This window comes from Fictibacillus sp. S7 (assembly GCF_004127935.1).
Lineage (GTDB): Bacteria > Bacillota > Bacilli > Bacillales > Fictibacillaceae > Fictibacillus_C > Fictibacillus_C enclensis.
Window position 1 is genome coordinate 2,268,985 of record NZ_QJKL01000001.1, and the last position, 12,276, is coordinate 2,281,260.

11 protein-coding genes are annotated in these 12,276 nt (G+C 45.4%); 4 read left to right on the plus strand and 7 right to left on the minus strand.

Annotation, left to right across the window (positions count from 1 at the left end):
• Positions 1-32: 32 nt before the first annotated feature.
• Positions 33-3,062 (minus strand): ATP-binding protein, encoded by a 3,030-nt coding sequence (locus tag DMO16_RS11620; RefSeq protein WP_129477574.1) that lies wholly within the window; start codon positions 3,060-3,062, stop codon positions 33-35.
• A 12-nt stretch (positions 3,063-3,074) separates the two neighbouring features.
• Positions 3,075-4,289, minus strand: coding sequence for a metallophosphoesterase family protein (locus DMO16_RS11625; RefSeq protein ID WP_164988908.1), 1,215 nt, complete (start codon positions 4,287-4,289; stop codon positions 3,075-3,077).
• A 196-nt stretch (positions 4,290-4,485) separates the two neighbouring features.
• On the opposite strand from DMO16_RS11625, the gene DMO16_RS11630 reads away from it, so the two are divergent.
• Both DMO16_RS11630 and DMO16_RS11635 read left to right on the plus strand, forming a co-directional pair.
• Complete coding sequence (locus DMO16_RS11630) at positions 4,486-4,671, plus strand: YhzD family protein (RefSeq protein ID WP_061967201.1); 186 nt, start codon at positions 4,486-4,488, stop codon at positions 4,669-4,671.
• Between the two features lie 77 nt (positions 4,672-4,748).
• Positions 4,749-5,183 carry a GNAT family N-acetyltransferase gene (locus tag DMO16_RS11635; RefSeq protein ID WP_061967199.1) on the plus strand — a complete coding sequence of 145 codons (435 nt, stop codon included), beginning with the start codon at positions 4,749-4,751 and terminating at the stop codon, positions 5,181-5,183.
• 93 nt (positions 5,184-5,276) lie between these two features.
• Here DMO16_RS11635 and DMO16_RS24590 read toward each other — a convergent pair whose 3' ends face one another.
• The 5 genes from DMO16_RS24590 to DMO16_RS11655 form a co-directional block, all read right to left on the minus strand.
• Complete coding sequence (locus tag DMO16_RS24590; protein WP_206738100.1) at positions 5,277-5,441, minus strand: hypothetical protein; 165 nt, start codon at positions 5,439-5,441, stop codon at positions 5,277-5,279.
• Between the two features lie 54 nt (positions 5,442-5,495).
• On the minus strand, positions 5,496-6,980 hold the full coding sequence (locus DMO16_RS11640) for an aldehyde dehydrogenase family protein (protein WP_129477578.1): 1,485 nt from the start codon (positions 6,978-6,980) through the stop codon (positions 5,496-5,498).
• 157 nt (positions 6,981-7,137) lie between these two features.
• Positions 7,138-7,983: a Cof-type HAD-IIB family hydrolase gene (locus tag DMO16_RS11645; RefSeq protein ID WP_061967194.1), complete on the minus strand. Its 846-nt coding sequence runs from the start codon at positions 7,981-7,983 to the stop codon at positions 7,138-7,140.
• Positions 7,984-8,197: 214 nt separating this feature from the next.
• The gene (locus tag DMO16_RS11650; protein ID WP_061967192.1) at positions 8,198-8,560 is read right to left on the minus strand and encodes a YlbF family regulator; all 363 of its coding nucleotides are present in this window, start codon (positions 8,558-8,560) and stop codon (positions 8,198-8,200) included.
• A 50-nt stretch (positions 8,561-8,610) separates the two neighbouring features.
• Entirely contained in the window at positions 8,611-9,747 is a 1,137-nt protein-coding gene (locus DMO16_RS11655) for a DUF445 domain-containing protein (protein WP_129477582.1), read from the minus strand.
• A 115-nt stretch (positions 9,748-9,862) separates the two neighbouring features.
• On the opposite strand from DMO16_RS11655, the gene DMO16_RS11660 reads away from it, so the two are divergent.
• Positions 9,863-11,218: a YheC/YheD family protein gene (locus DMO16_RS11660; protein ID WP_129477584.1), complete on the plus strand. Its 1,356-nt coding sequence runs from the start codon at positions 9,863-9,865 to the stop codon at positions 11,216-11,218.
• Between the two features lie 82 nt (positions 11,219-11,300).
• Entirely contained in the window at positions 11,301-12,185 is an 885-nt protein-coding gene (locus DMO16_RS11665; protein WP_129477586.1) for a PucR family transcriptional regulator, read from the plus strand.
• Positions 12,186-12,276: the final 91 nt, after the last annotated feature.

A 12,276-nucleotide genomic window follows, 5' to 3' on the forward strand; every position in this document is an offset into this window, starting at 1 on the left:
TCTTTCATTTCTTTATATCATAACGCATCCGCTTATGAAAAAGCACCTTCCTGCCGGTAGGCACCCTCCTGCTTCTTTAACGAGATGACCGGAACGGATGGCCGGTCTTGAAACAGATGCTCATGGCATGTGAAAAATATCATTTGCTGGCCCGGACCCATCGAAGTCAGAAGATCCAGCGTATGCTTAGTCCGTACCGCATCAAAGTTAACCGTAATGTCATCCATGATCAATGGCATGCTCTCCTTTTGATAGAGGGACGCTAGAGAAAGCCGTACACACAAATACAATTGTTCCGCCGTGCCTCTGCTCAGTTCTCCCGGATGAAATCGTACGCCGTCATGCCGCTCGAGCTCCAGACTGTTCTGGCCGCCTCCCGACAAATACAACTGGACATACCTTGCGTTTGTCATTTTTGAAAAATAAAGCGAGGCCTGTTTGATGATGGCGGGCAGACGCTCGGCATGAAATTGTTCTTTGGTTTTCTTTAGAAGATCGGCTGCAATTTTGTACACACTCCACATTTTAGCCTGTTCTCCCAATGCATTGCGGAGATTTTCATATCGCTGCAGGCATTCCGAATAACTTTCCTCGTTTTGAAGTGTCTGCAGAACAAGGGAAAGCTCTGCACTTTTTCGCTGCAGCTGCTCCAGCTGCTGTTCTTTTTCTTTCAGCTCCGCTTCTGCCGAAGCATTTTCCTTGTCCACATTAAAGTCCTTATCCAGCAAAATGTCCGCCAGCTCTTGTACTTCTTCCCCTGTATAGCCAAACGATTGCAACTGAAAAGAAGCCTGTTCCAGCAATTCGATTGTTCTTTTTCGTGTCTCTGCCTGCTTTCCTTTGAGCCTGAAAGCTTCCTCGTTCTGGGCTTTTGCCTGCGATAGGAGTTTGTTAATTTCCAAACCGTAACTCTGTTGTTTTGTGATCACTTCATTTAGATGTTCATTGGCGGTCGTTAATTTATCCTGCAGCTTTTCTTGCGCCTGGACTTTCTCTTTTTCTTGCTGCAGCAGCAGCCGTGCCTCCGTAACCTTCTCCAGATAGGAGGATTCCTCCGGCAGGCGGAGCCGGTGCGTCAGTGTGTCAGCCTCTTCAAGAATGACGGAAATCCGTTTGTCTGCTTGTGCAATGTTTAAAAGCAGCTGTTTTCTTTCCAAAACAATTTCTTTCAGCTTTTCGATCTTTTCGAAGTATCCCGGGATAAGAAGATAGCTCCAGGGTCCGGTGTAATGGTTTTTCTCGCACCATTGCTGAACCGCGGCTTCGTTATCATATTGATCAAGCTCCAGCTTGTCATAGTTGGCAGCCTGCTGCTGGTAAGAGTGTTCCAGCCGTTTGGCTTCTTCTCTCATTCTTTCAAGCTCCGTTCGCTTCGCTCTTTCATCCGCATATCTTTCATTAATCATGTCCAGTTCTGATAAGCTGGAAACACCTGAGAGTTCACCTTCAAGTGTCCGGATTTTGGCTAAAAGCTCTACATCATTTGTGCCAGCTGAGTAAGACTCATTTTTCCGGTTTGAACTCTTGATCCATAAATAGGCACCTGCTCCCAATGCCACGGCAAAAAGTGCCGTCCCAAAGAGCTCCCCTTTGACGGCAAGGTACATCAGGCAGCCTGCCGCCAAAAAGCCGAACACCAGAAAGGGCAGCAAATGTATAGAAGCAGAAGGAGTGTGCTGACGTTTCCCATTGGCTTGCGCCATCAGTGCCTGAAGCTGCTCCTTTTCAACCAACAGTCGCCTGTTGGTTGAATCCCTCTCCGATCGTTCTTTTAATTTATGAAACTCCTGTTCTTCCAGTACTCTTCCTTCATGCTGGCGCAGCCCTTCTTCAGCGGATTCAAGCCGCTCACGTGCGTTCTCAAGCTCCTGATCCAGCCAGCCTTTCTTTTGATTCAGCAAATCCGCCTTCTTAATTAATACCAGAAGTTCATTTTTGGAAGCCAGCCCCGTATCGAGCCGTTCCAACTCCTCTGTTGTTCCCAAAAAGCCGGTTTCATCTTTTAAGCGCCGGGCTTCCATTTGAACGAATTCTACTTTTTGGACCCAGCCGCGTTTTTCCTCCAGCAATTGTTCAAGATCGTGGCTCTTCTGACCGGCGGAACCGACGAGGCTTTCGGATAGCAGCACATCTTCATTGATTCGAAGGGCATTAAGCTGTTTTTCGATTTCGTGCACCTTGTTTTGAAAAACAGTCAAATCTCCCTCCACATCCAGCCGTTTCTCCTGAAGCTGTTCCAATAGGTGAAGTCCGTTTTCCGGGAAGCTGTTCTCTGGCAGTGCTCGAAGTGCAAGCTGATGCTCTTTCCACTTTCGAAGAGCAGGAAGTACATTTTTCCACTTCTTTGTGTTGTACCAATGATCCTGAAGTTGCTTCTTCTCTTCTTCTGCCTCCCTGATCGCTTCCTCTGTTTTTTTAAGTTCTTGAAGGGAAGGCTGAAACTCCTCATTTTTTCTTTTCCATTTCCTGAGTTCCTCTTCCGTGCTTTCCAGTTGCTGAAGCAATTCATTAATTACCGGTTTTCTTCCTCCCGGTTTAAACAGCGTGGTCTGCTTTTTCTCCAGTAGACCTTCAAGCTGTTGCAGTTCCCTGCTGCCGGTCATTCCCGCACCCAAAAGGTAATTCCCCAGTTGTTCAGAGCTTAATTTTTCAATTTCCTGAAGCCCTTCAAGACCAAAACAGTAAATGCCCTTAAACAGGGGACGGTCCATTCCTTTCAGCACCGTACGAAGAAGCTCTTCTCCTCCCTGAAGTCCATTTTCACCGTAAACCGTCACATTCCCGGCTGCTTTGCCGGCAACCCGTTCAATAGTTAAATCCCCATATGCATCGGTATGAATGCTGATGGAACCGCCAATCCGGTTTCCATCTTTCGGCTCATACCGCCTCTCGTTCGTCACCTTGGAAGGAAAGCCAAAAAGCATACAGGTAATAAAATTCATGAGCGTCGTTTTTCCTGCTTCATTTTCTCCTGAAATGAAAAGAGGACCCCGGGATAATTGATCGATTTTGAGGTTGTGAAACTTGCCAAAATGATAGATGTGCAGCTTTTTAATCCACATATCCCGTTCCTCCTAATCTTTCAGTAAAAATTGCAAGAGCAGTGTTTCCGCCTCATCGACTATCTCTTTTTCCTCATTTGGAGTAAGAGGATCTATGTATTTCCTCGCCTTCCTGTGCAGGTAGAGCTCCTTTGTGGTCTTTTGAGTCTGTATATATTCCGTGCCGTTGGTTAATAGGGCACCGATAAACCCGCCGTCGTTCTGGAGCTCTTCGCGGTTCCAGTTTCGTCTGGTCTGATTGATAATGGCAAAGGTATAGACAAAGGATGTTTGATCCCCTTCCCCGGCCTGCAGTGTCTCCAACAGTTCCTCAAGCAATCCCTCTTGTTCCATTTCGTTAAATAAAGCAGAATGCCCGTTCAGGACCAATTTCAGTAGAATTCCTTTTCCTTGTATTCTCGCATTCTCCTTTATGTCCAGGCAGTGATCAATCATTTCTGATACAGAGGATAAATCAGTGAGGTCTATGTTCTTTTCCAGCCAATAAATATCGTTTGTTTCATGAAACGTCCGCCTTTTATTTTGCAGATCAATAATAAGACAACCTTTTGGTCCTGTTTCTTTTTGATTCCTGCCTTGGATGTTACCAGGATAAATAACTGGCGGATCGTGGTGTAGTTCCATTCTTTTATGAATATGACCAAGGGCCCAATAGTCATATCCCTTTTCAAAAAGTTCCGCAACCCGGAACGGCGCATAGGCTTCGTGGCCATTCTGCCCTTCTGCATTCCCATGCAGAATACCAATATGATACACATCATCTCCGGACTTTGCAGGATAGAAAGGGACACGGTTTTCAGCAACCGACCGCTTTTCATAGCTGAATCCGTGCAGCATTGCTTTCAATCTTCCATTCTTATAAAAAGGCACACTTTGCGGATGTCCCCCGTCAAACAGATGCACGTTCTTTGGCCACTCCAGATCAATCCATGTTCCTTCCAGATGGTCGTGGTTTCCATGAATCATGTATACAGTGATTCCCTGGGCGTCCAACCGGCCAAGTTCCTTGCGGAAATAGCTTTGCGCTCTAAGGCTGCGGGAATCACCATCATAAATATCACCCGCAATCACGATAAAATCCACCTGTTCTTTTATGGCCACACTGACAATTTCACTGAAGGCTCTGAAGGTGCTGTGCCGGATGCGTTCAAAGATTTCCCTCGGTAAATGAGATAACCCTTTAAAAGGGCTGTCCAGATGCAAATCGGCACAATGCAAAAACTTCAACACCATCGCCTCCTTTTCCCTAATCATTCTAACCTTTATTTTACCATATATACGAAAACACGTTCTCGTATTTGGGAAAATACACATATTTTCGGCAGAAATGTTGAAAGGCCAATTAACCGTACAAAAAAAGCAGGAAAATTGACGAAAAAACAGAAATACAAGAGAGGAAATCCTGAAAGGAGCTTCACACCTTATGAAAAAATACTTTCTTACTGTCTATGACAAAAGCGGGGAAAAACTGCTCGATGAAACCATCCAGGCTGCCGATGACAGGCAGGCAAAGAAACTGGGAGAAAAACGCTTAACAGAAGAACAATTCAATGACCGTACACACCGCCTCACATCGCCATCAGGAGCTCTTCTGCTGTTTCACCGTTAACGAGCAGCCTGCCCTGATGCCAACCTGGTCACTGTGCTTTTTATCAGATTTTCATTATTTGTGAAAGAGGTGCGAGGATGAGTGAATTCTTCATCAGGCGGGGAACCATTGAGGATAGTCTGTCTCTCTCTTATCTAATGGGTGATCTCGGCTATCCCACCACCGAAGAGGAAATGAGAGACAGGTTAACGTATATTCTGCAAGACCCCGCCTATACCTGCTTTGTCGCTTGCTGTGACGATCTGGTGATTGGAATGATTGGCGTCGTCAAAGAATACTACTTCGAAAAAAACGGGACATGCCTGCGGATCATTGCCCTTGTCGTAACCGAAGAATATCAGGGGAATGGCTTTGGAAAGGCCCTTGTCGGGCATGCGGAAAACTGGGCAGAGGAACAGGGCTGCACTGCCATTGTTCTGCATAGTGGAAAACAGCGCAAAGAAACCCACGAATTTTACAGAAACCTGGATTATGATGATACCGGCCTCCGCTTCATCAAGGTGATGTTATAAACCAAAGCTCCAGCACCCTGTTTAAATCCGACAAGCGTTGGAACTCCTGATCTGCAACACGTTCTTTGTGTTGTCGAGAAGGAGTGAAACGACCTAGAGGATTTGGGTGCTGGAGCTGGACGCGTCTTCCTCGAATACTCCAGCACCCTGTTTAAATCCGACAAGCGTTGGAACTGCTGATTGCAAAACGAAAAACCCGGCTGTCTGGATTGGACAGCCGGGTTTTTGTTTCCGCGCAGTTGTTGACCCCTTTTTCATGCCTATCTTTTTGTTTTTCCCCGATTGTTTCTCCGAATCATTTTGGTCTTAATCTTACTTCAGGTTTACCCACACGCTTTTTACTTCTGTATAGTTATTCAACGCATAAGATCCCATTTCACGGCCCATACCGGATTGCTTGTATCCTCCGAATGGAGAAGCCGCATCAAAGGCATTATAGCAGTTAATCCAAACTGTACCTGCCTTCAGGTTGTTGGACACATAGTGAGCCGTTTTGAGATTTTCTGTCCAAAGACCTGCAGCAAGTCCATATTCAGAACGGTTCGCACGCTCGATTACTTCATCAAGATCCTCAAACGGCATTGCCGCTACAACCGGACCGAAGATTTCCTCTTTGGCAATGGTCATCTTGTCATCAACGTCCGCAAAAATAGTCGGCTCCACAAAATAACCTTGCTCAAACGGTCTGGATCCTCCAGTCAGAAGCTCAGCTCCCTCATCCTTACCTTTGGAGATATAGCTCATTACGCGGTTATGCTGCTCCTCGGAAACGAGCGGCCCCATTGTAGTATCCGGATCAAGACCTGGTCCCTGCTTGATGCTTTTCGCATGGGAGACCATGTCCGCCATAACATTGTCGAACGCTTTTTTCTGAACAAACAAACGGGAACCCGCACAGCAAACTTGTCCCTGGTTGAACATGATACCGCTCAAAGCACCAGGAATGGCACGCGTCATATCCGCATCCGGAAGGATAATGTTCGGTGATTTTCCTCCGAGCTCAAGCGTTACACGTTTGAGGGAGTCCGCTGCATTTCTCATGATCATTTTACCGACTTCAGTAGAACCGGTAAATGCGATTTTGTTAACTTCCGGATGGTCGACAAGCGCTGCTCCTGTTTCTCCGGCACCCGTTACAACGTTAAGCACACCTTCTGGGAATCCGGCTTCCTGAGCAAGCTTCGCAAGATAAAGAGCGGATAGCGGCGTCTGCTCTGCAGGTTTCAATACAACCGTACAACCAGTGGCCAGGGCTGCGCCCAGTTTCCATGCTGCCATCAAGAGCGGGAAGTTCCAAGGGATAATCTGGCCGACAACACCAACCGGCTCGTGGCGTGTATAGTTGAAGAAGCTTCCTGCCACAGGGATAGTTTGTCCGACAATTTTAGTCGCCCATCCTGCATAATAACGGAAATGTTCAATCGCCAAAGGCACATCACCGTTCATGGTTTCACGGATTGGTTTTCCGTTGTCCAGCGTATCGAGCTGTGCGAGCTCTTCTTTATTTTCTTCCATTAAATCCGCAAGTTTATAAATTAAATAGCTGCGCTTTGCGGCGCTCATTTGTGACCAGTATCCAGTATCAAAGGCTTTGCGTGCCGCTTGCACCGCAAGATCGATATCTTCTTTTCCACCTTCTGCAACAAGCGCCAAAACCTCTCCTGTTGAAGGATTCAGAGTTTCAAACGTTTTTCCTGATTTCGCTTCTACCCATTCTCCATTGATGAAAAACTTTTTTGTTCCGTTTAAGAATTCGGCCACCTTCGGCTTCAGATTCAGGTTAACAGTTTTTTCCATTTTAATCCTCCTCATATCCTTGTTTCTTACCTTATATCCGTTCGACAAAGTTATTGAAAACCCTTTCAAAAAATGTCGTTTTCTTGTTTTGTAACATAATTGAAATATTCTAGGATTTATATTCATATAAAAAAAGCCCCTGAATGGAGCTTTCTGGTTAGTATAACCCTACTCTCAACTGCTTTCTGAATACTTCTTTAATCATATAAGGAACTCCCAGCTGGTCATTGGTGCGTGTAATCCAGCTGGCGGCGTGTTTGACATCATCCGGCGCATTCCCCATGGCTACCCCAAGACCAGCCATCTCAATCATTTCACGGTCATTATGCGAATCACCCACCGCCACCATTTCTTCAGGAGCTATATCAAGCTTTAATCCAAGCATCCTTAAGGCATTGGCTTTAGTCACATTTGGAGATGTTATCTCGAAATTGCATTTAGTGGAGGAGGTGTATTCAAAATTGGCAAAGTGGTTTTTCAAATGTTGTTCTGCGGATCGGCGTTCTCTTTCTTCAAAAAATTGCACATCAATCTTGGAAGGTGTGATTTCCTTTTCAAGAACATGATGACTTAAGTTTTCTGTAAAGGTTACAGGATAAAACAACGGATCCCCTGCTCCGAGGGTCAGTCTGGCAACGAGCTGATTTTTCTGATGGACCTGGTTCCCCACAGAGAAGCGCTCATGAACCAGCCGAATATGGCAATTGTAATTTTCAAGTATGGAAACCATCTTGTTTGTATCTTCTCTGGAAATATGTGATTCAAAAAAAGGTTCATCCTGATTGGCTGCAATAAAACCGCCATTTTGGCTGATCAGATAACCATCCAGCTTGAGAGCCTTGGCGACTTTTTTGGTTGAAGGAAAGTTGCGGCCGGAAGCAAGCGTAACATAAACCCCTTTTTTTCTTACATAATCGATCGCTTCCCTTGTTTCCTTATCCATGCGAAAGTTGCTTCTCAACAGGGTCCCATCGATGTCCAGAACCAGCATTCGGTAAATCAAGGCAATCCCCCCTCTGACTGAAAGATAGACTCTCTCTGTCAAACTATATTCCGAATGAAGCCGAGATAGAACATGGAGCCCCTCCATGGTGATTTATCGCGTTCGCAATTAATTTGATTTCGTGCAATTGTTCTTGAAAACGTGCAATTCTCACTGTTCATACCAAAAAACGCCTTTCAGCAGGATGCAGAAAGACGTTTTTTCTCATAGACACTTATTGCTGCTTTTCGTCCGCCATCGGTCCATAAAGCTCTTCAAGCGGCTTTGTAATGATTTTGTTCAGATCAGAGATGGTTACGCTCATGCGCTGCTCAGTGTTCATCAATGTGCTGATGACCTCGTTTTGCTGCACTGACTGGAATAAAGCCTGTGCCTTTTCCACTTCCTCCTGTGTGATCTGCTCGCCGGACATTTGCTTTTGCTGAAGGCCCATTTGAATCGTGCGGAACTCGTCAAACATTTTTTTGGCTTCCGGATCCGCATTTACCTTCGCATAGCTATCCTTCAAGGTTTGAAAATCCTCGCTGTTGCGCAAGGCGTTTTCAAGATCGTACGCTAAATCATAAAGATTAGACATAATTTGTTTTCCTCCTCAGACTCTAAATGTCTCTACCACTATAACAAACCTTAGAGGAACATCAAAATCAAAGCCTGGAACACGGCGATGATTCCTCCGAGCAATGCACCGAGCCAGGTGATCATGGTGAGTTCTTTTTTGGCTACATCAATAATGATTTGCTCCAGCCGTTCAAGCGAAAACGTTTCTACCTGTTCCTCCACAATTTTTGCAATCTGCAGTTTATCCAAAATCATGGCTAAACGGTCGTTTAACGATTTCATGAATAGGTCCACAATTCTTGGAATGAAACGTTCCAGAATGGCTTCCTTGTACTGATCCGGGATGCCATTGAGCGGTTGATGCAAAAGGTTGGTAATCGGAAGCTGCGAAACAATTTGGGAAGCTCCTGGTTCGATCCAGGTTTCGGCATTCATTATGTCCTGAAGCTTTCCTGCCTTCTGCTGCTGAGCTGCCTCCCACTCCTGCCGGATTAACTTTTCAATGGTTTCCTTCGTTTGTGGCTGTTTTAACAGCTTGATCATTTCTGGCTGAAGCTTATCTACCATTTTTACATTACCAAAAAACATCGAAAGCATGTTCAACAGCATGCCTCTTTCTGCCAAGAAAGCATCAATGCCCTTGGATAGGGTTTCTTTACCATCTTTGCTTTGAAGAAAGGCGATACCTTTATCGACGATAAATTGGGCAGCTCCCCCGATTTTTCGGTCGACCGCAGCCGTCATACTTGAAGGAAGGAGCTCGCTTATTGTCTGCTCCTTTACCTCATCCAGGATGGCATTCAGCTTGTCCTGAACAAAGGATTTTGCTTTTTCAGAAATGACAGCCTCCGCATTTGAAACATTCAACTGTTCCGCCAAAAATCGCTGAAGCGTAATATCACTCTCAAGAACCCCCCTTGCTTCGGTTTTTACAAGGGAAGTAATTTCATCTATAAAAGCTGGATCCGTGACTTTACTCTGAATCCCTTCAGCAGTTAACAGATGGTTCTTGACGGTTTCCCCCATCTTTATGGCCAACTCATGCCTCCGCTTGGGAATCAGCCCCGGGGTAAAGGGCACTTGATACTTTCCAATTTTCCAAGGTTTATAAGGACGGAACAGCATCCGGATGGCGATCAGATTGGTTAATCCGCCAATTAACGCCCCCATCACAACCAAAAACACTATTTTTATCCATGTATCCATTGTTAATCTCCTAGTTTAAACACTATTTTCGTGCTGCTTTCATAGTATACGATATGGGCATCGGCCTAATCAAACGGGAATGCCCTTTTAAAATGATAAACAAGGAGCGAAAGAAATGACGATTCTTCCTCTTTATCCCTACAAGACGGAAAAGGCTGTACTTTTCATCCCCGAATGGCTGCTTTTGGATACAGGTAAGCCGGTTACTCTGTCCTTCGGTTCAAGCACTGTGACATGCACCGCAATCGCACATGCCAGGGATGAGCTTCGTCTTTCTTCACCCCTTTGGACTGCCCTGCAGATTCCATTTGCTTCAAGGGTTCATATACATATTCACGGCTCATCGCTCGAAATCGGTCCTTTGGCTGGTATTTTCACATCCCATGTCGGTTTCTCATCTTCACGCCCTGCCGGGGAGCGTTCCTCCTTTTTTGCTAAGCTGCTTTCTGCTGCCAGGCCTGTCGGTTCCTACTATTTTCTGTTTGGCCCAAAGCAGATTGATTTAAAAAACAGTATCGTCTATGGTTACTTTCACGATGGAACACGTTGGACCACGCACAGCGTTCCGCTTCCTTCTGTAATCTACAACCAGATTCCAACGCGCAAAACCGAAAACAGTCCCTCAATTCAAAAAGCGCTTCACCTTTTTCAAAACGAGTGGAAAATTCCCGTGTTCAATCCTTCCTTTTTCAACAAACAGGAAATTTCCCAGATGATGTCCGGGGACAGTGAAACTGGGCACTATCTGCCCGAAACTTTCATCGATGCAGATGTCTATGAAATCGAGCGAATGTTGAACACTTATCCTGTTATTTTCTTCAAGCCCGCAGGCGGCAGTTTTGGCCGTGGCATTTCCACAGTCAGTAAGTTAAAAAACGGAAATTACATCTGCAGATTTCAGGATGGTCCCCGACTTCAATCCATGAATTTTGGTCGTTTATCCGATCTTCTTCATTCGCGAAAGCTTGTTTCTCAAAAAGAAAAGGTCCTTGTACAGCAAGGAATTGACTTGATCACCATCGGACAGTCGCCTGTCGATTTCAGAATACATTCCAATAAAAACCGTCATGGCCAGTGGGTGATCAGTGCAATTGCCGCAAAGGTCGCCGGATCCCAGGCGCTAACCACCCACCTGTCCTATGGAGGCGAAGCACGACGTCCAGAAAATGCACTGGAGCTGGCAGGAATGCCATCTCAATTGCTCATAAAACTGAAGCAGGCAGCTCTTAAAATCAGCAAACAAATTGATGCCAAAACAGACGGACTCATAGGAGAAATCGGATTTGACATGGGAATCGACAAGCAGGGGCGTATATGGCTAATCGAAGCAAATTCAAGGCCGGGCAGAAGTCTTCTTTCTCATTCCTTGTTCCGAAAAGAAGACTATTTAACGCGGAGACTTTCTCTAGAGTATGGAATTCACCTTGCTGAACAAGCGTTTCTTTCCAAACCGTTGATTCATGCCCAATAAAACCTGTCCTTCTCCCTTCTTTTTGTTAGAACACTGTTTGCACTGGTATACTAGGGTGAGAACATGAAAAGGAGTTTTTGGCATGCTATCTAAACTTCAACAACATTACGGCAACCATTTTTCCTTACATACCGCCGACCATCCGGAACAGTATTACTGGTTTGCAGATCAGGCAGGTGTTACGTTCGGCATAGCCAAAACGGCAATTACTTCCAGTGAATTGGATTTGCTGCATTCGCTGTTTACAGAGGCAGAAACGGATACTCGTCTTTCGGAGCAGCAGATTTTTTGGAAGAACGTTATTTCTGGCGACCTTCAGGGCGAACACCCGCAGGTCCGTTTCCGGTTCATTCATTTTTTCTTAAAAAACGATCTCAGTGACCAAGATGCCTTTCTCGAAGCTGTCTCCGGCATTTTTCCCGATGAAGTGACTGTGCTTTTTATGTCCGGTCATCACGGAGTGCTGATCGAGCCCAAAACCAATGAAACGGAAGAGCTGCCGTATGATCAGGTTAAGTCGGTCCTCACAGCTGACTTTTATACCGATCTCGATTTGTTTATCGGCAGGTGGATGGATAGCTATGCAGAGGGAGCAGAACAGTTCAGAATTGAACGGGAAATGTTTTCCTCCATCCGGCCTTTTCTCCCTCCCCAGGAAGTATATTGCCGGGAGGACTTGATTCCCTACCTGCTTCTTCTTCATCTGGACAAGTCTGCCAGTCAATTCATTTCCAATCTCATACCGGATGAATTATTTAAAGACCGTGATCTGATTCACAGTATTAAAATTTTCCTCGAATGCAATATGAACCTGTCCATGGCAGCAAAAAAATTGTATATTCACCGAAACAGCCTGCAATACCGTGTAGACAAGTTCATCGAAAAAACAGGAATAGATGTGAAACAGTTTAAACAGGCGGTCGCTGTTTACCATGCGCTGATCAGCCGTGAAACAACGATATGTTAGATCGTTTTGTGCACAATGCACAAAAAATTGACTGAAAATTTCGGACATGCCTCCAATATACGAAAGCCCTTACATTCGCTACAATTAAGGC